The 22,925-nt window shown below is 47.4% G+C and carries 20 protein-coding genes; 17 read left to right on the forward strand and 3 right to left on the reverse strand.

All coding sequences use genetic code 11. The features are described from left to right. The first annotated feature begins 158 nt into the window (after window positions 1-158). The 6 genes from ACWJJ4_RS06000 (at window position 159) to coaE (ending at window position 7,728) form a co-directional block, all read left to right on the forward strand. Complete coding sequence (locus tag ACWJJ4_RS06000) at window positions 159-878, forward strand: response regulator transcription factor (protein WP_003152457.1); 720 nt, start codon at window positions 159-161, stop codon at window positions 876-878. Next, window positions 871-2,610, forward strand: a complete 1,740-nt coding sequence (gene pnpS / locus ACWJJ4_RS06005; RefSeq protein ID WP_176283463.1) for a two-component system histidine kinase PnpS — start codon at window positions 871-873, stop codon at window positions 2,608-2,610. Before ACWJJ4_RS06000 ends, pnpS begins: the two co-directional genes overlap by 8 nt. 245 nt (window positions 2,611-2,855) lie before the next feature. After that, on the forward strand, window positions 2,856-5,495 hold the full coding sequence (polA, locus tag ACWJJ4_RS06010; protein ID WP_077722688.1) for a DNA polymerase I: 2,640 nt from the start codon (window positions 2,856-2,858) through the stop codon (window positions 5,493-5,495). Between the two features lie 24 nt (window positions 5,496-5,519). Continuing rightward, window positions 5,520-6,350 carry a DNA-formamidopyrimidine glycosylase gene (mutM, locus tag ACWJJ4_RS06015; protein ID WP_003152460.1) on the forward strand — a complete coding sequence of 277 codons (831 nt, stop codon included), beginning with the start codon at window positions 5,520-5,522 and terminating at the stop codon, window positions 6,348-6,350. Between the two features lie 136 nt (window positions 6,351-6,486). After that, complete coding sequence (gene ytaF, locus ACWJJ4_RS06020) at window positions 6,487-7,119, forward strand: sporulation membrane protein YtaF (RefSeq protein ID WP_014305562.1); 633 nt, start codon at window positions 6,487-6,489, stop codon at window positions 7,117-7,119. 15 nt (window positions 7,120-7,134) lie between these two features. Beyond that, window positions 7,135-7,728 carry a dephospho-CoA kinase gene (coaE, locus tag ACWJJ4_RS06025; RefSeq protein WP_077722686.1) on the forward strand — a complete coding sequence of 198 codons (594 nt, stop codon included), beginning with the start codon at window positions 7,135-7,137 and terminating at the stop codon, window positions 7,726-7,728. Between the two features lie 38 nt (window positions 7,729-7,766). Here coaE and ACWJJ4_RS06030 read toward each other — a convergent pair whose 3' ends face one another. Both ACWJJ4_RS06030 and ACWJJ4_RS06035 read right to left on the reverse strand, forming a co-directional pair. Then, entirely contained in the window at window positions 7,767-8,609 is an 843-nt protein-coding gene (locus tag ACWJJ4_RS06030) for an aldo/keto reductase (RefSeq protein WP_003152464.1), read from the reverse strand. Window positions 8,610-8,666: 57 nt separating this feature from the next. Continuing rightward, a complete protein-coding gene (locus ACWJJ4_RS06035) occupies window positions 8,667-9,866 on the reverse strand; it encodes an MFS transporter (protein WP_077722685.1) in 1,200 nt (399 codons plus the stop codon). Window positions 9,867-10,049: 183 nt separating this feature from the next. Between ACWJJ4_RS06035 and ACWJJ4_RS06040 the strand changes: the two genes are divergently transcribed. The 9 genes from ACWJJ4_RS06040 to thrS all read left to right on the forward strand — a co-directional run bounded on the left by ACWJJ4_RS06040 (window position 10,050) and on the right by thrS (window position 19,381). Then, window positions 10,050-10,436 (forward strand): winged helix-turn-helix transcriptional regulator, encoded by a 387-nt coding sequence (locus tag ACWJJ4_RS06040; protein WP_003152469.1) that lies wholly within the window; start codon window positions 10,050-10,052, stop codon window positions 10,434-10,436. A 208-nt stretch (window positions 10,437-10,644) separates the two neighbouring features. Beyond that, window positions 10,645-11,667: a glyceraldehyde-3-phosphate dehydrogenase gene (locus tag ACWJJ4_RS06045; protein WP_077722684.1), complete on the forward strand. Its 1,023-nt coding sequence runs from the start codon at window positions 10,645-10,647 to the stop codon at window positions 11,665-11,667. Between the two features lie 238 nt (window positions 11,668-11,905). Continuing rightward, window positions 11,906-12,286, forward strand: a complete 381-nt coding sequence (speD, locus tag ACWJJ4_RS06050) for an adenosylmethionine decarboxylase (protein WP_003152471.1) — start codon at window positions 11,906-11,908, stop codon at window positions 12,284-12,286. A 247-nt stretch (window positions 12,287-12,533) separates the two neighbouring features. After that, window positions 12,534-12,992, forward strand: a complete 459-nt coding sequence (gene nrdR, locus ACWJJ4_RS06055) for a transcriptional regulator NrdR (RefSeq protein ID WP_003152473.1) — start codon at window positions 12,534-12,536, stop codon at window positions 12,990-12,992. A gap of 111 nt (window positions 12,993-13,103) precedes the next feature. Continuing rightward, window positions 13,104-14,513 carry a replication initiation and membrane attachment family protein gene (locus ACWJJ4_RS06060; protein WP_454021508.1) on the forward strand — a complete coding sequence of 470 codons (1,410 nt, stop codon included), beginning with the start codon at window positions 13,104-13,106 and terminating at the stop codon, window positions 14,511-14,513. A gap of 24 nt (window positions 14,514-14,537) precedes the next feature. Beyond that, on the forward strand, window positions 14,538-15,473 hold the full coding sequence (gene dnaI, locus ACWJJ4_RS06065) for a primosomal protein DnaI (RefSeq protein WP_166706028.1): 936 nt from the start codon (window positions 14,538-14,540) through the stop codon (window positions 15,471-15,473). 31 nt (window positions 15,474-15,504) lie between these two features. Then, window positions 15,505-16,146: a TVP38/TMEM64 family protein gene (locus ACWJJ4_RS06070; protein ID WP_070082726.1), complete on the forward strand. Its 642-nt coding sequence runs from the start codon at window positions 15,505-15,507 to the stop codon at window positions 16,144-16,146. Window positions 16,147-16,211: 65 nt separating this feature from the next. Then, window positions 16,212-17,042, forward strand: coding sequence for a putative sporulation protein YtxC (ytxC, locus tag ACWJJ4_RS06075; RefSeq protein WP_326359619.1), 831 nt, complete (start codon window positions 16,212-16,214; stop codon window positions 17,040-17,042). Between the two features lie 407 nt (window positions 17,043-17,449). Beyond that, on the forward strand, window positions 17,450-19,381 hold the full coding sequence (gene thrS / locus ACWJJ4_RS06080) for a threonine--tRNA ligase (RefSeq protein WP_015417978.1): 1,932 nt from the start codon (window positions 17,450-17,452) through the stop codon (window positions 19,379-19,381). A 53-nt stretch (window positions 19,382-19,434) separates the two neighbouring features. Here thrS and ACWJJ4_RS06085 read toward each other — a convergent pair whose 3' ends face one another. Then, window positions 19,435-20,229, reverse strand: coding sequence for an HAD family hydrolase (locus tag ACWJJ4_RS06085; RefSeq protein ID WP_454021509.1), 795 nt, complete (start codon window positions 20,227-20,229; stop codon window positions 19,435-19,437). A 184-nt stretch (window positions 20,230-20,413) separates the two neighbouring features. On the opposite strand from ACWJJ4_RS06085, the gene ACWJJ4_RS06090 reads away from it, so the two are divergent. Both ACWJJ4_RS06090 and ACWJJ4_RS06095 read left to right on the forward strand, forming a co-directional pair. Continuing rightward, entirely contained in the window at window positions 20,414-22,195 is a 1,782-nt protein-coding gene (locus ACWJJ4_RS06090; protein ID WP_454021510.1) for a LytS/YhcK type 5TM receptor domain-containing protein, read from the forward strand. Continuing rightward, entirely contained in the window at window positions 22,173-22,907 is a 735-nt protein-coding gene (locus ACWJJ4_RS06095) for a LytR/AlgR family response regulator transcription factor (protein ID WP_058906272.1), read from the forward strand. Before ACWJJ4_RS06090 ends, ACWJJ4_RS06095 begins: the two co-directional genes overlap by 23 nt. Window positions 22,908-22,925 lie beyond the last annotated feature (18 nt).

Here is a 22,925-nt window from a genome sequence, read left to right on the forward strand (position 1 = left end):
GTTTTCTTTTTCCCTGAGCGATCCTTTCTCTGAAAATGATCAAAAAGGCGAATTGTCTGAACGGGCAGTATTGGATAAAATGAAATCATAAAGTGATATGCAGCACATAAAATAGAGAAAATTGGATGTCGGGGAAAATAGACAGCGGAGGGCGCAGCATGAACAAAAAAATTTTAGTTGTAGATGATGAACAATCTATCGTTACTCTTTTACAGTATAATCTGGAACGGTCCGGCTATGATGTCATAACCGCATCAGACGGTGAAGAGGCTCTGGAGCTGGCAGAGAATGAAAATCCGGATTTAATCGTACTGGATGTCATGCTGCCGAAAGTGGACGGAATCGACGTCTGTAAACAGCTCAGACAGCAGAAAATGATGGTTCCGATCTTGATGCTGACAGCAAAAGATGAGGAATTTGATAAGGTGCTGGGACTGGAGCTCGGAGCGGATGATTACATGACAAAGCCGTTCAGTCCGCGGGAAGTCACTGCGCGGGTGAAAGCCATTTTAAGAAGGGCTGACATTTCTTCGCTGTCACAAGGCAGAGAAGAGGAAAAGGACGGGCAGATCCTCATCGGCGAGCTGAAAATTCTTCCTGAGCATTACGAAGCGTATTTTAAGTCAGAACAGCTGGAATTGACGCCTAAAGAATTTGAACTGCTTCTGTATTTGGGAAAACACAAGGGAAGAGTGCTGACGAGAGATCTTCTGCTGAGCGCGGTCTGGAACTATGATTTTGCCGGGGATACCCGGATTGTTGACGTTCATATCAGCCATCTGCGCGACAAAATCGAATCAAATACCAAAAAACCCATCTATATTAAAACAATCAGAGGTTTGGGGTATAAACTGGAGGAGCCAAAAATGAATGAATAAAGTCCGTGTGCGTCTGTTCGCTTTACTCGTTGTATGTATCATATTGGTTTTCAGTGTTCTCGGTCTTTTTTTACAGCAGCTTATTTCTTCATCCGCTGAAGAAAGAACGGCGGATCAGCTGAAAAAGGAATCGGTATACATAGCGGGCCTTCTTGACACCGGCCGAATCGGCAATAAAAGCAATGAAACGGTAATCCGTGACGCCGGCCGCACCCTCGGTATAAACGTCTCCGTGCTCAACGAGAAGGGTGACGCCGTATATCATTCCGGCAGTCGTGCTGATGATTCAGCCGTAAAGGAGTTCATTTCTCACAATAAAAGCGAGGAAGCTGTACAGTCGAAAAGCAAAGTCATCCGCGGCACTGCCGTAAAAAATGACGCAGGGAAAATTGCGGGGTATGTACTCGTTTCCTCGGAGATCAACGGCGGTTCAAGCGTTACCGGAGAAATGTGGGGCATGCTGGCAGCAAGTCTTTGTACCGCTTTTATCATTATCGTTTTCTTTTATACAAACATGACGTCCCGTTACAAAAAATCAATCGACGCCGCGACAAAGGTGGCGACGGAGCTGTCCAAGGGGAATTATGACGCCCGCTCCTACAGCGGTTACGCAAGGCGGTCGGACCGTCTCGGGCGTGCGATGAACAGCCTGGCGGTCGATTTAATGGAAATGACAAGAACGCAGGATATGCAGCGCGATCGTCTGTTAACCGTCATTGAAAATATCGGATCCGGTTTGATTTTAATAGACGGGAGAGGTTTTATCAATCTCGTGAACCGGTCATACACGAAGCAGTTTCATACAAAGCCTGAACGTCTGCTTCGGCGCCTTTACCACGATGCGTTTGAACATGAGGAGATCATTCGGCTTGTCGAAGACATTTTTATGACGGAGACGAAAAAATGCCAGCTGCTCAGACTTCCCATCAACATTGAGCGGCGCTACTTTGAAGTTGACGGCGTTCCGATCATGGGCCCTGACGATGAATGGAAGGGCATCGTCCTCGTTTTTCACGATATGACGGAAATTAAAAAATTGGAGCAGATGAGAAAGGACTTCGTCGCCAATGTCTCCCATGAACTGAAAACACCGATCACCTCGATTAAAGGATTTACGGAAACACTGTTAGACGGAGCGATGAAAGACGAAAAGGCGCTTTCAGACTTTCTGTCTATCATTCTGAAAGAAAGTGAGCGGCTCCAATCTCTCGTGCAGGATTTATTGGATTTATCCAAGATGGAGCAGCAAAACTTTACGATGCGCGTAGAGTCCTTTGATGCTGCAAAAATTCTGCATGAAATTGAGGCGCTTTTGCAGCATAAGGCTGAGGAAAAAGGCATCAGCTTTCAGCTCGATCTCCCGGAAGAGCCGATTTTTGTGACGGGTGATGCGCACAGGCTGAAGCAGGTATTTTTGAATCTGGCGAACAATGCCCTGACCTACACGCCTGAAAAAGGGACGGTGGGGATTTCGGTACATGTGAAAGAAACCGTCGTCGATATCAAAGTGTCCGATACGGGAATCGGCATTCAGAAGGAAGAGATCCCGCGGATATTCGAGAGATTCTACCGCGTGGATAAAGACAGAAGCCGCAACTCGGGAGGAACCGGACTCGGCCTTGCCATCGTGAAGCACTTAATAGAAGCCCATGAAGGTAAAATCGAGGTCACAAGCGAGCCGGGACAGGGAACTGTGTTCACTGTGACGCTGAAGCGGCAGCCGGAAGCGTGATCAGCTTTACAAAGGATTAACAATTTCTTCATGACCTGTTAAACCTATCTTGTTAGGATGTAACAGAACCCCTTCATCCAAGGAGCCAATTTTGACGGCGGGAACGCGTTTTTTGTTCCCGTCCTTTTTTGCGTTTTCACGGGGTCCGCTCATTTTCCTTTCAAATTGAACTTTGTTAAAATAAGAGAAGCTGTGAGATTAAAAAACAGAGGAATGACGAGCTTTTGCTCTTAGGAGGATATTGAATGACGGAACGAAAAAAATTAGTGCTTGTCGACGGAAACAGTCTGGCGTACCGGGCGTTTTTTGCATTGCCGCTTTTAAGCAATGAAAAAGGCATTCATACAAATGCCGTATACGGGTTTGCGATGATTTTAATGAAAATGCTGGAAGATGAAAAACCGACCCATATGCTGGTGGCTTTTGATGCGGGAAAAACCACTTTCCGCCACAGCACGTTTAAAGAATATAAAGGCGGAAGACAAAAAACGCCGCCGGAGCTTTCAGAACAGATGCCGTTCATCCGTGAGCTCCTCGATGCCTACAACATCAGCCGCTACGAGCTTCCTGAATATGAAGCGGACGATATTATCGGCACGCTTGCCGTATCTGCTGAAAAAGACGGCTTTGAAGTGAAGGTCGTTTCGGGGGACAAGGACTTAACCCAGCTTGCCACCGGGAAAACGACCGTTGCCATTACGAGAAAAGGCATTACCGACGTAGAAGATTACACGCCGGAGCACGTGCAGGAAAAGTACGGTCTGACCCCTTTGCAGATCATTGATATGAAGGGATTAATGGGGGATTCATCCGATAACATACCGGGCGTCCCCGGCGTCGGGGAAAAAACCGCGATTAAGCTCTTAAAGCAGTTCCATTCGGTTGAGAAACTGCTTGATTCCATTGATGAAGTCAGCGGAAAAAAATTAAAAGAAAAGCTTGAAGAATATAAGGAACAAGCCCTGATGAGCAAAGAGCTGGCGACGATTATGACAAATGCGCCGATTGAAGTCAAGCCCGAAGATTTAGATTACCAAGGGTTTGACCGTGAACAAGTTGTTGCCATTTTTAAAGACCTCGGTTTTAATACGCTTCTTGAGCGGCTCGGTGAAGAAAGCGGGGAAACGGCGGAAGAAAATTTTGAAGACATCAATGTCGAAATGGCAGAAGAAATCACCGAAGATATGCTCGTTTCGCCGTCCGCTTTGGTCGTCGAACAAATCGGTGATAACTATCACGAAGAACCGATCCTCGGCTTTTCCATCGTGAATGAAACAGGTCTTTATTATATTCCGAAAGAAATCGCCATTCAGTCTGAAGCTTTTAAATCTTGGGCTGAAGATGAATCGATGAAAAAGTGGGTGTTCGACAGCAAACGTTCCGTCGTCGCTTTGCGCTGGCAGGGAATTGAGCTGAAGGGAACGGAATTTGACGCGCTTCTTGCTGCCTACATTATAAACCCGGGCAATTCGTACGACGATGTCGCGAGCGTAGCGAAAGAATACGGGCTGAATATCGTTTCAAAAGATGAAGCGGTATACGGAAAAGGCGCAAAACGCGCCGTTCCCGCTGAAAAAGAGCTTGCCGATCATCTCGCGCGGAAAGCGTCTGCCGTTAACAGCCTCCGTGACAAACTGCTTGACGCTTTGGAAGAAAATAATCAGCTTGAGCTTTATGAAGATCTTGAACTCCCGCTTGCGCTAATTCTCGGAGAAATGGAATCAATGGGCGTCAAAGTGGATGTGGAAAGACTGAAGCGAATGGGAGAAGAGCTCAAGGCAAAACTGAAAGAATATGAAGAAAAAATCCATGACATCGCCGGTGAGCCGTTTAACATCAATTCACCAAAACAGCTCGGCGTCATTCTGTTTGAAAAACTCGGCCTGCCGCCAGTAAAGAAAACAAAAACGGGCTATTCCACTTCAGCTGATGTGCTTGAGAAGCTCGCAGACAAACATGATATCGTCGCATACATTCTGCAATACAGACAAATCGGCAAACTCCAATCGACTTATATTGAAGGGCTGCTGAAAGTCACGCGCAAGGGTTCTCATAAGGTGCATACACGATTCAATCAGGCATTGACTCAAACCGGACGCCTCAGCTCAACGGATCCGAACCTGCAAAATATTCCGATCCGGCTGGAGGAAGGGCGGAAAATCCGTCAGGCTTTCGTACCGTCCGAACCGGACTGGCTTATTTTCGCCGCCGATTATTCACAAATTGAATTAAGGGTGCTTGCGCATATTTCAAAAGATGAAAATCTGATCGAAGCGTTTACGAATGACATGGACATTCACACAAAAACCGCCATGGACGTGTTTCATGTCAGTGAAGATGAAGTGACACAAGCGATGCGCCGCCAGGCAAAGGCCGTCAATTTCGGGATCGTTTACGGCATCAGCGATTACGGGCTTTCGCAAAATCTCGGCATCACCCGGAAAGAAGCGGGCGCTTTTATTGACCGCTATTTGGAGAGCTTCCCGGGCGTCAAGGCATATATGGAAGAATCGGTGCAGGAAGCGAAACAAAAAGGATATGTGACGACACTTATGCAGCGTCGCCGCTATATCCCTGAGCTGACCAGCCGCAACTTCAACCTGCGGAGCTTTGCGGAACGGACGGCCATGAATACGCCGATTCAGGGAAGCGCCGCTGATATTATTAAAAAAGCCATGATTGACATGGCAGTTGAGCTGAAAGAGAAAAAACTGAAGGCGCGGCTGCTGCTTCAGGTGCACGATGAATTGATTTTTGAAGCGCCTAAGGAAGAAATTGAAATATTAGAGAAGCTGGTGCCTGAAGTGATGGAGCATGCTTTGGCATTAGACGTGCCGCTGAAGGCTGATTATGCTTCAGGGCCGTCCTGGTACGATGCAAAATAAACAGAAAAAAAGGAAGTGATGATTGTGCCGGAATTACCAGAAGTTGAAACGGTCCGGCGCACTCTGACCGGTCTTGTGAAGGGGAAAACGATTGAATCGGCGGATATCAGATGGCCGAATATCATCAAAAAACCCGCCGAGCCGGAGGAATTCGCGCGGCAGATTGCAGGAGAAACGATCCGATCCATCGGAAGAAGGGGAAAGTTTTTGCTTTTCCATCTGGATCATTATGTCATGGTGTCCCACCTGCGGATGGAGGGGAAATACGGTCTTCATCAGGCCGATGAGCCTGACGATAAACATGTGCACGTCGTGTTTCACATGACGGACGGAACACAGCTCCGCTACCGGGATGTCCGGAAATTCGGCACGATGCATTTATTTGCGCCGGGAGAGGAACGGATTGCATTGCCGCTTTCACAGCTCGGGCCCGAACCAGATGATGAAGCATTTACCGCCGATTATTTAAAAGAGCGGCTTGCAAAAACGAACCGCGCGGTGAAAACCGCCCTGCTCGATCAAAAAGCGGTCGTCGGCCTCGGCAACATTTATGTCGATGAAGCTTTATTCCGGGCGCGTATTCATCCTGAGACAAAAGCGAACAGTCTGTCGGACGGGCAGATAAAAACGCTTCATACAGAAATTAAAGACACCCTTCAGGAAGCGATTGACGCGGGCGGGAGCACCGTCCGGTCTTATATCAATTCTCAAGGGGAAATCGGAATGTTTCAGCTCAAACATTACGTATACGGCAAAAAGGATGAACCGTGCAAAACGTGCGGCACGATGATTTCTAAAATCGTGGTCGGCGGAAGGGGAACGCATTTTTGCGCCCGCTGCCAAAAAAAATCATAAACTGAAGCTGTTCAAGCAGGCGGCAGCAGAATGACTTTTTTCTAACACAGTTGATGACCTTTCTCCATATATATATTGTGATTCACCCAATAGGCATATGCCACAATTGCCGATCAAGAGAAAGGGAGAAACGGATATGGAGATTGTTTCTTTGCTGCTTTTGGCTTTTGCTGTCAGCTTGGACAGTTTTTCAGTCGGGTTTACGTACGGTTTGAGAAAAATGAAAATCCCGTTCAAAGCGATTGCCGTGATCGCCTGCTGTTCAGCCTCTGTGATGTTTATATCCATGCTGATCGGCCATTTTCTGACAAAGATTTTTCCCGTATCCGTCACGGAGAAACTGGGCGGGCTGATCTTAATCGGAATCGGGGCATGGGTCATCTGGCAATTTTTTAAACCGGCTAAAGAGCCGGATTACTTATTGCATGAAAAAACGCTGCTTAATCTTGAAGTGAAATCGCTCGGCATCGTCATTCATATTTTGAAAAAACCGACCAGCGCCGATATTGATCAATCCGGAACCATTAACGGAGTCGAGGCGCTTCTGCTCGGTATCGCCTTATCCATTGACGCGTTTGGCGCCGGGCTGGGAGCGGCCATTCTCGGCTTTTCTCCGGTTATGATGAGCGTGACTGTCGGGGTGATGAGCTCGCTGTTTGTTTCACTCGGCATAAACGCGGGGCATTTGCTCTCAAGATGGAATTGGATAGATAAAATGACATTTTTGCCTGGAGTCCTGCTGATTATCATCGGGATTTGGAAAATGTAAGAAGGAGTGGGCTTTTTGAGCTTGGTCATCGGTTTAACGGGAGGCATCGCAAGCGGCAAAAGCACGGTAGCGCGTATGCTGATCGACAAAAAAATAACAGTCATTGATGCGGATGTCATCGCGAAACAGGCGGTGGAAAAAGGAATGCCGGCTTACGGACAAATTGTGGAAGCATTCGGAAAAGACATCCTGCTGGAAAATGGCGATATTGACAGAAAAATACTCGGTTCTATCGTTTTCACTGACGAACAGAAGCGTCTGAAGCTGAATCAGATCGTTCATCCGGCAGTGCGTGCGGAAATGCTGAAACAGCGGGATGAAGCCATTGCGAGAAAAGAGCAGTTCGTCGTTTTGGATATACCGCTTTTGTATGAAAGCCGGCTTGATTATCTTGTCGGCAAGGTGCTCGTCGTCACCGTACCGGCAGACATTCAGCTCAAACGGCTGATGGAGCGGAATTCCCTGACAGAAGAAGAAGCGATGAGCCGGATAACGTCGCAAATGCCTTTAGCGGACAAAGCAAAAAAAGCTGACGCCGTCATTGATAACAGCGGCAGTCTTGAACATACAAAGCACCAGCTTGAGGAAGTATTGAGCGGCTGGGCATAAACAAACACCGTTCGGAAAGCCGAACGGTGTTTTTCTGGTTAAAAATCAAAATTGTCAGGGTCCGGACCGACACGGAGATTTTCGTTCAGATCATCAATCCGCTTCATATCGTCAGCTGACAGTTCGAAATCAAAGACATTTGCATTTTCTTCAATACGGTGTTTTTTAGTTGATTTCGGAATGGTGATGACACCGTTTTGCAAATCCCAGCGCAAAATCACTTGAGCGGCTGATTTGCCGTATTTCTCAGCGATCTCCTGTAAGACGGGGTGATCAAGCAGCTGCCCTTGCATCAATGGCGACCACGCTTCAAGCTGAATGCCTTGTTCAGTGCAGAAAGCAAGCAGTTCTTTCTGTGTCAGGCGCGGGTGGTACTCCACCTGGTTGATCATCGGCTTGATTTCCGTTTCTTTCATAAGATGTTTCAGATGGTGAATTTGGAAATTGCTGACCCCGATCGCCTTAATGCGTCCATCCCGGTAGAGGGTTTCGAGCGCCCGCCACGCATCGATGTACTTTCCTTCGACAGGCCAATGGATCAAATATAAATCTAAATAATCTAAACCGAGTTTTTCTAAGCTTGTGTCAAACGCTTTTAACGTTTCTTCATATCCTAAATCGGCATTCCATACTTTTGACGTGACAAAAATGTCTTCACGTTTTAATCCCGCTTCTTGCAGCCCTTGGCGGATCCCTTCGCCGACACCTTCTTCATTTCCGTAAATCGCGGCGGTATCAACGCTGCGATAGCCGTGCACCAATGCCGTTTTCACCGCGTTGACGAGTTCCGCGCCTTCCTCTACTTTGAAAACTCCGATGCCGAACCAAGGCATCTCTACTCCGTTATGCAATGTTGCTTTTGCTTGTAAATGTGTTGTCATGTATATATTCCTCCTATTATTTTCTGTTGAAAAAATCAAAATGCGCTGAAGAAAAACTCACCTCCTTTCAATGGCAGTGCGGTCCCGCTTTTCAAGCTTCCGGCTCCATCCGGTTAATACGACCGCGCTGAGCACCATCAGCGCCCCGATCCAAGCGGTATGAATGATTCCGATTGAGTCTGTAATGATTCCGCCGGCAAACGAGCCGATCGCGATTCCGGCATTAAATGCCGCGATATTTAAGGCTGATGCTGTATCAACGGCGCTTGGCGCAAAACGTTCACTCAGCATCACGACATATACTTGAAGCCCCGGCACATTCATAAACGCCAACAGCCCCATGAAAATAATGGTGATCAGCCCGGCTGTTTTAAACGGCGCGGTAAAAGTCAGGACAAACAGCACAGCAGCCTGGACAATGAACATATAAAACAAGGCTTTCAGCGGATTCCGGTTTGATAAACGGCCGCCAATCATGTTTCCGATGGCAATCGCAATTCCGTAAATGAGCAGGATGGCCGCGACGGTTTCTTTCTGAAAACCGGTTACCTCCTGAAGAAGCGGAGATAAATACGTAAACACGACAAACGTTCCGCCGTAGCCTAACGCCGTAATAATAAATAAAAGCAATAACCGGCCGTTTGTGACGAGTTTGACCTGCTCGGAAAATGCGGTTTTCGTCCCTTTTCGCAAATGTGACGGAACGAGAAGCGCGTTTGTGAGGAATGCGATGATTCCTACCGCCACAATGACGGCAAAGGCAATCCTCCATCCGAATTGCTGGCCGAGATAGGTGCCGAACGGAACGCCGGTCACCGTAGCCACCGTCAGCCCCGTGAACATGATAGAAATCGCGCTTGCTCTTTTATGCTCCGGCACGATATTGGCGGCGATCGTTGCCCCGATTGACATGAAAATGCCGTGGGAAAAAGCCGAAATGCCCCGTGCCGCCAGTAAGACGCCGATTGAGGAAGCGCTCGCTGCGAGTGTATTTCCGGCGATAAAAATCAACATCACCCAGAGCAGCAGCGTTTTCCGCGACATGCCGGATGTGAGAGACGTTAAAACCGGCGCGCCGAAAGTCACGCCCAGAGCATACATGGAAACGGTAAGTCCCGCCGTTGTCACAGGTATATGCAGATCTTGAGATATAAGCGGCAGCAGTCCGACGCTGATAAATTCGGTTGTGCCGATCGCAAAAGCGCTGACGGCTAATGCCAGCAGCGCTGGTAAATAGCTTTGGCGATGTGAAGACATCTGTTTTCCTCCTTGAACGATAATGTATGGTTGAAATGATGCCGGGTAAACGATATAAGTATAAGAGTACATTCCTTTTCAGCCGGCAAATGTCATTATGATTGATAGAAGTGTCATTGAAAAGAACGTACTTTTAAGTGCCATAGGCACTTTTTAGTTCCTATAGATGAGGAGGAATTACCGTTGCTGAAGAAAAAATACAATATATCCGTAGAGGCGGCGCTTGAAGTGATCGGCGGAAAATGGAAGTGTGTGATCCTCTGCCACCTCATGCGCGGGAAAAAACGGACAAGCGAATTGAAGCGGCTTATGCCGGACATCACCCAGAAGATGCTGACACAGCAATTGCGGGAGCTGGAAGCTGACGGCGTCATCAACCGGATCGTGTACAATCAGGTGCCGCCGAAAGTGGAATACGAGCTGAGTGAATACGGGCACAGTCTGGAAAGAATTTTAAATGCGCTGTGTGACTGGGGCGCGATGCATATTGCTAAACGGTACGGCGAGGTGTCTTCCGTTTTAGAGGACAGCATTTTAAATGACAAATTTAAAGAACCGGGACAAATATAAGAAAAAAAGCAGGCAGCCTGAGACGCTGATCCTGCTTTTTTTATGGAAGAAAGATCATTTTATATGCAAAAAAACCGATTGAACAACATATTGATCGGTATAAGGGTGGATTTTTATCAAGTTGTACTGGCGGATTTCTTTTAATGTGTTATACTATATATAAATAAAGGTAAATTAGAGTGGCATATTAAAAAGGGGTGACCTGAGCATGAAGGTAAAAGTAGCAATCAACGGGTTTGGAAGAATCGGAAGAATGGTGTTCAGAAAAGCAATGGAAGATGATCAAATTCAAATAACAGCCATTAATGCAAGCTATCCCCCGGAAACGCTTGCTCATTTGATAAAGTATGACACAATTCACGGCAAATACGATCAAGAAGTTGAGATTGCCGACGACAGCCTGATCGTCAACGGAAAACATATTATGCTGTTCAATCGCCGGGACCCGAGAGAGCTTCCGTGGAAAGAATGCGGAATAGACATCGTCGTAGAGGCAACGGGGAAATTTAATTCAAAAGAAAAAGCGATGAGCCATATTGAAGCAGGGGCGAAAAAAGTCATTTTAACGGCTCCGGGCAAAAATGAAGACGTTACCATTGTCATGGGAGTAAATGAAGAGCAGTTCAATCCCGATGAACATGTCATTATTTCAAATGCATCCTGCACGACAAACTGTCTTGCGCCGGTCGTCAAAGTGCTTGATCAGGAATTCGGGATTGAAAGCGGCCTGATGACGACTGTTCACGCTTACACGAATGATCAAAAAAATATCGACAATCCGCATAAAGATCTGCGGAGGGCGAGAGCGTGCGGAGAATCCATCATTCCGACTTCTACAGGCGCCGCCAAAGCGCTGTCGCTCGTGCTGCCTCATTTGAAAGGAAAACTTCACGGTCTTGCTTTGCGTGTTCCCGTTCCGAATGTGTCATTAGTGGACCTTGTCTGCGATCTGAAAACAGATGTGTCTGCCGAGCAAGTGAACGCCGCTTTCCAAAGAGCCGCAAAAACGTCGATGTATGGAATTCTTGATTATTCGGATGAGCCGCTCGTTTCTTCGGATTATAATACGAATTCACACTCTGCGATCATCGACGGACTGACAACGATGGTGATGGAAGACCGAAAAGTAAAGGTGCTCGCCTGGTATGACAATGAATGGGGATATTCCTGCCGGGTCGTTGATCTTATCCGTCACGTCGCCGCGCGAATGAAACACCCGTCAGCTGTGTAGACTAAAGATCATGGACATTTGTTAGAAAAAAACCCTTAACGGCATATTCGCAAAAAACACACCTTGCAAAATAAACTTAAACACAGTATACTATCTTTCGTGAACTTCTTGCTCGTGACTGCTTCGGAATTACTTAAAGGGTTAGGACCTCTCCGGACTAACTTTCCCCCGTGGTAAATGGCCGGGTCAGTTCTCGGAAATTCACTTTTTTAATTCTTGTTAAGGGGGGTCCATGATTATGGAAACAATGGGGCGTCACGTCATCTCCGAGCTGTGGGGATGCGATTTTGATAAGCTCAATGACATGGATTTTATTGAAAAAACGTTTGTAAATGCTGCTTTGAAATCAGGAGCTGAGGTGCGCGAGGTCGCATTTCACAAATTTGCACCGCAAGGCGTAAGCGGAGTCGTTATTATCTCTGAGTCACATTTAACGATTCACAGTTTTCCTGAACACGGATATGCAAGCATTGATGTTTATACTTGTGGAGACCTGGATCCTAATGTGGCTGCGGATTACATTGCGGACGCATTACATGCAGATACAAGAGAAAACATTGAAATACCGAGAGGAATGGGGCCTGTACAGATTAAACAGGCACAAGCGAAAGTACTGTAATTTCAAAACGCAAACACAAGGGAGCTAAGCTGAAAAAGCCATTACGCGCTTTGAAGCTGATGCTCCTTTTCTAATGTAAAAAAACAGCATTGCTTTTTCTTTAAGCATTTTTTTTGTAAAATAGAAAAGATAAGGCCGGTCTATCGGCTCTCCCAACAAATAGGCTCATCCTAGAAACGTTGGCGGGCATTTACCGGAAGCTTGCGAACCGCATTACAGCAACGAAACAGATGGGAGCTGATCCAATTTGAAATGTCCTTCATGCCAGCATAACGGTTCCCGCGTACTTGATTCACGGCCTGCGGACGAAGGGAAATCAATCCGCAGAAGGCGGGAATGCGAAGCCTGCCATTACCGCTTCACTACATTTGAGAAGTTTGAAGAGATGCCTCTGATCGTCGTGAAAAAAGAAGGCGTCCGGGAAGAATTCAGCCGTGAAAAAATGCTGCGCGGGTTAATTAAAGCTTGTGAAAAAAGGCCCGTTCCTTTAAAAACATTGGAAGACATGTGCTTTGACATTGAAAAAGAGCTGAGAAACCAAGGCGTATCTGAAGTCAAAAGCGAACTTGTCGGAGAAATGGTAATGGACCGCCTGGCGAAAATCGATGAGGTGTCTTATGTCCGCTTTGCCTCCGTCTACCGGCAGTTTAAGGATATAAACGTGTTTATCGATGAATTGAAAGATTTAATAAAGAAAGAACGCTGAGAGAGCTAAGAGATTGTGTCTGGCTCTTTTCTCATGAGCAAAATTGGCATTTGATAGATCGCAGAAACGGTGTAAAATGAGAGTAGAAACATATCGGAAGGTTTGAGAATCATGGCTGACTATTGGAATGACGTATTGCCTGTAGATCCTTATACGGTCAAAAGCCGTTCGCTTCTTCAGGATGTCGACAGACAGGTTTTGACACATCTGTACCAGCCGCTGATCGGTTCTTTTGCATTCTCCCTTTATATGACCTTATGGGGGGAGCTTGAGCAGAACCGCTTGTGGGGAGCGGAATCCACGCACAGGCAGCTGATGGGCATGATGCAGTCAAATTTAAAAAAGATTCATCATGAACAGGGAAAGCTTGAAGGAATCGGGCTGCTGAAAGTGTATATCCGGGAGTTCGAGCAAAAAGAGCGGATGTTTATTTATGAGCTGCTGCCCCCGCTCAGGCCGAATGATTTTTTTGAAGACGGCATGCTGAATGTCTTTCTTTATAACAGAGTCGGTAAAACGAAATACCAGCAGCTGAGACAATTTTACACGCACCCTTCCGTCGGCGCGGGCGCAAGGGAAATTACCCGTCCGTTTAATCACGCCTTTGCCTCTTTTCAGCCGAGTGAATGGAAAATGACGCCTGATATGGAAGAGGCGATGAAGCTCCCCGAGGACTATGAGACGGCGTCTGTCGGACAAGCGCCTTCCTATACGGTGACGGAGGAAGTGTTTGATTTTGAGCTGTTTTTGGCGGGGTTATCAGAAACGATGATACCGCGCAAATCAATCACACAGGATGTGCGGGAGAGCATTAAAAAGCTTTCATATTTATACGGAATAGATCCTATCTCCATGCAGCACGTCGTCATGACCGCAATTAATGAACAGGATACGATAACGGCAGAAGCGCTGAGGAAAGCGGCCAGCGACTGGTACCAAATTGAAAGAAGCGGCAAGCTTCCGGAACTGATTGATAAAACACAGCCTGTCACCTTGAGAGAAAACCGGACGGAAAAGGACGATTCATTGAACGGCGAACTCATCGCACAGCTTGAGACCATATCACCGAGAAAGCTTCTTCAGGACATTGCGGACGGCACCGAGCCGTCAAAAGCCGACCTGCAGATTATCGCCGATATTATGTTCGAACAAAAGCTTGAGCCCGGCGTCACCAATGTGCTGATTTATTATGTCATGCTGAAAACGGATATGAAGCTGTCCAAAAACTATATCCAAAAAATCGCCGCCCACTGGGCCAGAAAGAAAGTCAAAACGGTACGGGAAGCAATGAAGCTCGCAATCGAAGAGCACAGGCAATATCTTGATTGGGCGGACGGCAAAACAAACGGCGCGGCGCGCGGCAAAAAAACCGTCCGGGAAGAAAAGCGCCCTGATTGGATGAAAGAAGAAGAAACCGGGAAGAAACAAGAACAGACGGCTCTTTCCGCACAGGATCTTGAAGAACAGAAGAAAAAAATGATGGAAGAAATGAAAAAACTGAAAAAATACTCTGCCTATTGAGACAGAGAAGCGGGGTGATATTGAATGGAACCGATCAGCCGATCCTTAGAAGGCGTGACGAAAAGACCTGACTTTCAAAAACGCCTGGAACGAATGCAGCAGCAAGTTATGGCCGACGAAGACGTCCAGGCTTTTTTGAAGGAACAGAAAGATGTAATCAATCAAAGCATGATTGACAGAGGGTTAAATAAACTGTACGAATTCGTTCAGCAAAGCAAACAGTGCGCCTTCTGTTCGAAAGACAGCCGGACGAACAGCCTGCTTGAAGGCTACCATCCGAAGCTTGTGATCAACGGGCGTTCCATTGATATTGAATATTTCGAATGTCCGGAAAAGAGAAAGCTCGACCGCCAGAAAAGGCAAAAGTCCCTGATGAAGAGCATGTATATCCAGCAGGATCTTCTCGGCGCGACGTTTCAGCAGATCGACATTACCGATCCGAGCAGACTCGGCATTTTCCAGCATGTGACGGATTTTCTGAAGAGCTATAATGAAACGGGAAAAGGCAAAGGGCTGTATCTGTACGGAAAATTCGGAATCGGAAAGACATTTATTTTAGCCGCCATTGCCAATGAACTGGCGGAAAAAGAGTATTCATCAATGATCGTATATGTTCCCGAATTTGTCAGAGAGCTGAAAAACTCGCTCCAGGATCAGTCGTTGGAGGCGAAACTGAATATGGTGAAAACGACGCCCGTACTGATGCTTGATGATATCGGAGCGGAATCAATGACAAGCTGGGTCAGGGATGAAGTCATCGGCACCGTGCTTCAGCACAGAATGAGCCAGCAGCTTCCCACTTTCTTCTCGTCTAATTTTTCACCAGACGAGCTGAAGCATCATTTTACGTATTCACAGCGGGGAGAAAAGGAAGAAGTAAAAGCGGCAAGACTGATGGAGCGGATTTTATATTTGGCTTCGCCCGTCCGTCTTGACGGGGAAAACCGCCGCCGTTCATGATGCCGGCGTCCAATGGGAAGGATTTGAGGGAATGAGGAATAAGAAGGCTGTCACTTGGGCTGCGGCTGCGGCGGGAGCGGGTCTTTTGCTGTGGGCAAACCGCAAATATCTGAATCTGTCGCCTAAGGAGATCCGGCTGTGGGTGTTATCGTTCGGTGTTTTTGCGCCGCTTGTGTTTATCGGAATTTCCATCGTCAGGCCTTTTGTGCTGTTTCCCGTATCAATCGTTTCCGTCGCCGGAGGATTGGCGTTCGGCCCGTTTTTCGGCACCATGTATACGCTGGCGGGCTCAATGGGCGCTGCCGCCGCGTCTTTTTTTGCGGCGGGGCTGTTTGCCTTTAATGAGAAAAGCCGTCATGGAAAAATGGAAGCCATTCAAAAGCAGATGAAAACCAATGGCTTCTTTTATATTTTTATCTTGCGCATTCTGCCTGTTAACTTTGATGTGATCAGCTATGCCGCGGGCCTATCGAAAGTCAGGCCGGTAACGTATTTTTTGGCGACCGCAGCGGGCATCATTCCGGGGACGATCGTCCTGAATGTGCTCGGCGCGAGCTTTATGTCCGGCAATGTGCTGACCGTACTCTGCGTGATCTGTCTTTACGTCGTATTTTTATCGCTTCCCGTTATATTTAAAAAGAAGGTGCGTCATTTGTTCGGCGGTGAAAGCTAACCTTTACGTCTATTTTAAAAACATCCCCCATATACTTGTAACAGATGCCGTAAGGGGGGACAAATATGCTTGAAGTGATCTTTGAAGATGACCACGATACCGCCGCTTTTTTACATCTCATTCAGCAATCGGACGACCGGAGACATTTTATTGTCCGTGAAGGCATAAAAAAAGTCGGAATCGCAAGGTCTGAAACGGCTTTTTGCGTTCAGCGCTTTATTGAGCCGATACTTGTCAGGTTTTTTTTGGAATGCAAAGAAGACGAGCATATGCTTTCGCTTATTGAGGACGCATACTGCTTCACCGATCAGGATGAACAGCAGCAAATCCTTCAGCTTGCACACAGCATTATGGAAGGAGAGCTTGAGGATCATCCGTTTGAGCCGAAGAAAGAGCCGCGCGCACAGTTTATTTCAGATGCGCTCCGGACGATTTCACTTGATGCGGGTGTTTTTTCCGTGCGTTCGTTTCAGACGTTCCGGCTCGGCAGGTATTATGAGAGGCTCAGAGAATATGCGGAGGCCGCGATAGATGAATACCGGATGGAACAGGAATATCAAAACTTTATCCAGTCTCTGAGAGATTATGTGACATCCAATCCGCCGCGGATGAAGAAAGTCCGCATCGTACATGACCGGGCTTTTACGCTGTGGGAGCTGCGCTATGTGTCTGAACGGGAACAGAAAAAATACATAGACAGACGGTTTGTGCGGGAGCACCCGATGTATATAGATTCCCATCTCCTTGCGCCGCTGATCTCCATTGCGCCTGAGACGGTCGAACTGTATACGGACAAACCGGAACATATGATGTCAAGAACCATTCAAAACGTGTTTCAGGAGAGGGTGCGCCTTTTTCCGCTGGGCGCGTTTGCAGCCGAGAAGACGGAAGGATAGCCGCACGGACGGCCTTGTGTAAGCGGCGGGGCTGTCTGTGCGAAATCAGACGGAAAACCGAGTTGCATTTTTCTCACAGACATTTTATAATACATAAAAGATTAATGATTGCTACACGTATTGATAAGGACATGAAGCATTGATACCGGCTTTATAAGAGAGGAGAGCCCAGGCTGAAAGCTTTCCAGCTATGGATCATTGTCTTTACCGCCTTTGAACTTCAGCTGTGAACGCGGAATAAGCGCCAGTAATAGCTGACGGGAACTCCCGTTACAGAGCTTAGAGCCGCAGTGCCGAAGCAATCGGCCGCGCGGAAAAAAGGGTGGAACCACGATTCCGTTTATTTAACCTCGTCCCTTTCATAGGGGGCGGGGTTTTTGATTTGCATAAAAAAAGGAGTGACGAAGATGTCAGATATGATCAACATCACATTTCCGGACGGAGCGGTAAAGGAATTTCCGAAAGGAACAACAACAGAAGATATCGCGGCATCCATCAGTCCGGGATTAAAGAAAAAGTCTTTAGCCGGAAAACTGAACGGACAGGAAATTGATTTAAGAACGCCGATTCAAGAGGACGGTGCCGTAGAAATCATTACAGAAGGCACAGAAGAAGGTTTGAACATCATGCGGCACAGCACGGCGCATTTATTGGCCCAGGCGATTAAACGCATTTATAAAGATGTGAAATTCGGAGTCGGCCCCGTCATTGAAAACGGGTTCTATTATGACGTTGAAATGGAGCAGGCGCTGACGCCGGATGACCTTCCGAAGATTGAAAAAGAAATGAAACGCATCATCGGTGAAAATCTGCCGATCATCCGAAAAGAAGTGAGCCGTGATGAAGCAAAAGCCATGTTTGCGGAAATCGGCGATAATCTGAAGCTTGAACTGCTGGATGCGATTCCAGAAGACGAAACGGTCTCTATTTATGAGCAGGGCGAATTTTTTGACCTGTGCCGCGGCGTGCACGTGCCGTCTACAGGCAAAATTAAAGAATTTAAGCTGCTGAGCCTTGCGGGCGCATACTGGCGCGGCGACAGCAAAAACCAAATGCTTCAGCGGATTTACGGCACGGCTTTCTTTAAAAAGGATGACTTGAAAGAGCATTTGCGCATGCTTGAAGAAGCGAAAGAGCGTGACCACCGAAAACTGGGCAAAGAATTAAAATTGTTTGCCAACTCTCAAAAAGTCGGACAAGGTCTGCCGCTCTGGCTGCCGAAAGGCGCGACCATCCGCCGCGTGATCGAGCGCTACATTGTGGATAAAGAGCTGAGCCTCGGTTATGAGCACGTCTATACGCCTGTTCTCGGAAGCAAAGACCTGTACGAAACATCGGGCCACTGGGATCATTATCAGGATACAATGTTCCCGCCGATGGAAATGGACAATGAAACACTCGTGCTCCGTCCGATGAATTGTCCTCACCATATGATGATTTACAAACAGGACATTCACAGCTACCGCGAGCTTCCGATCCGGATTGCAGAGCTGGGAACGATGCACCGATACGAAATGTCCGGGGCGCTTTCAGGTCTTCAGCGCGTACGCGGCATGACGTTAAATGACGCGCACATTTTCGTCCGCCCTGATCAGATTAAAGAAGAATTCATCCGCACCGTCCGTTTGATTCAAGACGTATACGAAGACTTCGGCCTGAATGATTACACATTCCGCCTGTCTTACCGCGATCCTGAAGACACGGAAAAATATTTTGATGATGATGAGATGTGGAACAAAGCGCAATCCATGCTGAAGGCGGCAATGGATGAGATGGGGCACGACTATTATGAAGCGGAAGGCGAAGCGGCGTTTTACGGCCCTAAACTTGACGTGCAGGTGAAAACGGCGATCGGCAAAGAAGAGACATTGTCAACTGTACAGCTTGACTTCCTTCTTCCGGAACGCTTTGATCTCACTTACGTCGGAGAAGACGGCAAACAGCACCGCCCTGTCGTTATTCACCGCGGCGTCGTGTCAACGATGGAGCGTTTCGTTGCTTTCTTAATCGAAGAGCACAAGGGCGCCCTTCCGACATGGCTTGCGCCGGTGCAATTCCAAGTCATTCCTGTATCACCGTCCGTGCATCTTGACTATGCGAAAAAAGTGCAGGAGCGCCTGCAGCGCGAAGGCCTGCGTGTCGAGCTTGACAGCCGGGACGAAAAAATCGGCTATAAAATCCGTGAAGCGCAAATGCAAAAAATCCCGTACATGCTTGTGGTCGGTGACCAAGAAGCGGAAAACGGCGCGGTAAACGTCCGGAAATACGGCGAGCAGAAATCAGAAACCGTCTCATTGGACGATTTTGTGAAAAAGGCTGTAGCCGAAGCGAAAAAATAACCGGAAATACAAAAACCCCGTTCATTCAGAATGGGGTTTTTTAGCGTATAAAATTATCTTTCTTTTTGTTTCTCTATAATCGCAAACAGCTCGTGAAGATCGCTGATCACGTAATCAGGCGCAATGTCCGTATCATTTTTCTTTTGTGTCCGGTTTACCCAGACTGTCGTAATGCCTGCCCGTTTCGCTCCCAATATATCAGTATTGAGGTTATCTCCGACCATCATGGCGTCTTCTTTTTTCAGGTTCAGGAGGCCGAGGCAATGTTCGAATATGGAGGCATCGGGTTTCCCTTTTCCGAAAGCGCCTGAGATGACGATTTCATTAAAATAAGGCGCGAGCTCAGGAACGCCGGCGAGTTTTTCTTTCTGCAGGCTGGGATCGCCGTTTGTCAGCAGAAGCAATTCATAAACACCTTTCAGCTTATCAAGCACCGCAAACGTTTCATCATACACATACGGACGCTGTCTGCGTTCCGCCGCGAAAAACTCCGCCAAATATTCGCCGTAAGCCGCATCGTCTATACCGACGCTTTTTAAGCCGTTCGTCCAGGCGTTTCGTCTGTATTCCGGCGCAATCCGATTCAGCTGTTTAAATCCTTCGCTGACCGGCTCGGAAAAATTCGCCCACAATCCTTCAAACGGATTAATGCCGATCATGACCGTATAAGGATAGGTTTCGTATGACATATACAATTCCCGTGCCGCTTTCCGTACCGCCTCTTCAAATGTATGCGGGTCAAGGCCATATTTTTTTTCCGCTTGTAAACATGTTTCCCTGAATGTTGTTCTGACGCTTTTTTCATCCCATAACAGTGTATTGTCCAAATCAAAAAATACGGCTTTCATGATCTTCTCCTCTTTGTTATATTCTGAAACTCTCTGCCGCAAGGCTCCCGTTTATTCTACAATAGATACATAGACTGTGAAAGATGTTTTCAGATGATTTGAAAAAAACAGGCAGGTTTGTGTCAGATTCTGTCTCAGGCTCTAAAACGTGATAAAATACAATTTGAAAGAACAGGTGAAAAGTATGCTGCATTTGATCATCATGATGCTGGAAAGAGTCGGAATTATCGTCATATTGGGATTTGTTCTGGCTCATACCAGATTGTTCAGACAGGCGCTCCAGCAGCCTGAGAGCTATAAAGGCAAAGCGGTGCTGATTTCAATTTTCTCGCTGTTCAGTATCATCAGCAACTATACGGGAATAGAAATTCAGCGGAATACAATCATGAATAATGATTGGGTGTTTCAAATTAATCCGTCCGGTTCAATTGCCAATACAAGAATTATGGGCGTTGAAATCGGCGGACTCTTAGGCGGTCCGTATGTGGGAATCGGCGTCGGCATACTGGCCGGCCTGCATCGTTTATCACTCGGCGGCGCGACCGCAGTCAGCTGTGCCGTCTCATCCGTTTTAGCGGGCATTTTGTCCGGCTGGATCGGACGGTATTTCAGAAAACGCTATGCGATGCCGACACCGCGTGTGGCCGCGCTTGTCGGACTCGGAATGGAATCGCTGCAAATGCTGCTCATCCTCTTGATGGCCAAGCCGTTTTCTGATGCTTGGACGCTTGTGAGCATCATCGGCATCCCGATGATATTGGTAAACGGGTCAGGGACTTTTATTTTTCTTTCGATCATTCAGTCGATTATCCGGAAGGAAGAACGGGCGAGAGCCCTTGAAACCCACAGGGTGCTGATGATTGCCGATCAGACGCTTCCGTTTTTCCGCCAAGGGCTGAATGAAAGCTCATGCAAAAGCGTCGCCGCCATCATCCACAGGCAAACAGGAACGGACGCGGTATCGCTTACGGATAACGAAAAGATTTTGGCGCACGTCGGCGCGGGTGCCGACCATCATATTCCGTCTGAAAGCCTGATCACCGGATTGTCAAAACGCGTCATTAAAACGGGTCATATTATGAAAGCGACATCAAAGGAAGAAATTGAATGCACGCACGATCCCTGTCCGCTGCATGCGGCGATTGTATTGCCGCTGACGTCAAACGGCAAAACGATCGGGACGCTGAAAATGTACTTTAAAAGCCCGTCAGGTTTAAGCCGGGTTGAAGAAGAGCTTGCAGAAGGACTCGCCATGCTGTTTTCCACCCAGCTTGAACTCGGCGAGGCGGAACTGCAGAGCAAATTGCTGAAAGACGCAGAAATAAAGGCGCTTCAAGCACAGGTCAATCCGCATTTTCTGTTTAATGCGATCAATACGATTTCTGCTCTTTGCCGTACGGATGTGGAAAAAACCCGAAAGCTTCTGCTGCAGCTCAGCGTCTATTTCCGTTCCAATCTGCAGGGGGCAAGGCAGCTGCTCATCCCGCTTTCTAAAGAACTGAACCATCTGCAGGCGTATCTATCATTGGAGCAGGCCCGTTTTCCCGGGAAATATAAAATCAGTCTTGAAATCGAATGCGGTTTGGAGGACATCGAAATTCCTCCTTTTGTGCTGCAGATTCTCGTCGAAAATGCGCTTCGCCATGCATTTTCAAGAAAGCAGGACAGCTGTGCCGTCAATGTCAGCGTGGTATCCGCCGGTCAGTCGGTTTTAATGCGGGTTGGAGATAACGGTAGGGGAATTGATCCGGAATTGCTGTCCGTGCTCGGAAACCGTCCGCTCCCGTCTAAAGAAGGGACGGGAACCGCGCTTTACAATTTAAATCAGCGGCTGATCGGGCTGTTCGGCCCACAAGCAGCCCTGCGATTGGAAAGTGAGGCCGGCAAAGGTACGGACGTATCATTTGAGCTGCCTTTGAAACTGATGACTAAAGGAGAAGAACATGCTGAAGGTGTTAATCGTTGATGATGAAATGCTGGCAAGAGATGAATTAGCTTATTTGCTGAAACGGACGAATGAAGTAAGTGACATAAACGAAGCTGAAAATATTGAATCCGCTTTTGACAGTATGATGGATCAAAAACCGGATCTGCTGTTTTTGGACGTTGATTTGTCAGGAGAAAACGGATTTGACATTGCCAAACGGCTGAAAAACATGAAAAATCCGCCCGCCGTCGTTTTTGCGACGGCGTATGACCAATTTGCTTTAAAAGCTTTTGAAGTCGACGCGCTCGATTATTTAACGAAGCCTTTTGATGAAGAAAGAGTGCGCCAGACGATCAGAAAGTTTAAAAGAGTGAAGCTGGACAGGGCAGGAGCCGTCTCGGAGCAGCCGTCCGCAGCCGGAGCGCATAAACTGGCTGTATCAGCCGGTGAATCTATTGTCATTTTAGATACGAAGGACATTATTTACGCCGGCATGGAGGACGGACACGTTTCCGTCAAAACGTTTGCCGCGTCTTATTCCGTTCATGAAACTTTGGCGGTCATTGAGAAAAAACTGCCTGATACGGGTTTCTTGAGAGTGCACCGCGCGTTCATCGTGAATACGGAGCATATTACGGAAATTCATCCGTGGTTTAATTCGACTTACAATCTGATCTTAAAAGACGGCTCTAAAATTCCCGTCAGCCGTACATACGCCAAGGACTTAAAAAAGCTGCTTCATATTATATGAGGCGGCTTTTGCATTTCA

This window comes from Bacillus sp. JK62 (assembly GCF_053663455.1).

Coding starts and splice junctions, on each gene's coding strand:
- ACWJJ4_RS06045 (WP_077722684.1), top strand. CDS start 10,645: ATGAAGGTAAAAGTAGCAATCAACGGGTTTGGAAGAATCGGAAGAATG.
- speD (WP_003152471.1), top strand. CDS start 11,906: ATGGAAACAATGGGGCGTCACGTCATCTCCGAGCTGTGGGGATGCGAT.
- ACWJJ4_RS06060 (WP_454021508.1), top strand. CDS start 13,104: ATGGCTGACTATTGGAATGACGTATTGCCTGTAGATCCTTATACGGTC.
- pnpS (WP_176283463.1), top strand. CDS start 871: ATGAATAAAGTCCGTGTGCGTCTGTTCGCTTTACTCGTTGTATGTATC.
- ACWJJ4_RS06085 (WP_454021509.1), bottom strand. CDS start 20,229: ATGAAAGCCGTATTTTTTGATTTGGACAATACACTGTTATGGGATGAA.
- ytaF (WP_014305562.1), top strand. CDS start 6,487: ATGGAGATTGTTTCTTTGCTGCTTTTGGCTTTTGCTGTCAGCTTGGAC.
- thrS (WP_015417978.1), top strand. CDS start 17,450: ATGTCAGATATGATCAACATCACATTTCCGGACGGAGCGGTAAAGGAA.
- ACWJJ4_RS06070 (WP_070082726.1), top strand. CDS start 15,505: ATGAGGAATAAGAAGGCTGTCACTTGGGCTGCGGCTGCGGCGGGAGCG.
- ytxC (WP_326359619.1), top strand. CDS start 16,212: ATGCTTGAAGTGATCTTTGAAGATGACCACGATACCGCCGCTTTTTTA.
- ACWJJ4_RS06095 (WP_058906272.1), top strand. CDS start 22,173: ATGCTGAAGGTGTTAATCGTTGATGATGAAATGCTGGCAAGAGATGAA.
- ACWJJ4_RS06000 (WP_003152457.1), top strand. CDS start 159: ATGAACAAAAAAATTTTAGTTGTAGATGATGAACAATCTATCGTTACT.
- dnaI (WP_166706028.1), top strand. CDS start 14,538: ATGGAACCGATCAGCCGATCCTTAGAAGGCGTGACGAAAAGACCTGAC.
- ACWJJ4_RS06035 (WP_077722685.1), bottom strand. CDS start 9,866: ATGTCTTCACATCGCCAAAGCTATTTACCAGCGCTGCTGGCATTAGCC.
- ACWJJ4_RS06090 (WP_454021510.1), top strand. CDS start 20,414: ATGCTGCATTTGATCATCATGATGCTGGAAAGAGTCGGAATTATCGTC.
- polA (WP_077722688.1), top strand. CDS start 2,856: ATGACGGAACGAAAAAAATTAGTGCTTGTCGACGGAAACAGTCTGGCG.
- ACWJJ4_RS06030 (WP_003152464.1), bottom strand. CDS start 8,609: ATGACAACACATTTACAAGCAAAAGCAACATTGCATAACGGAGTAGAG.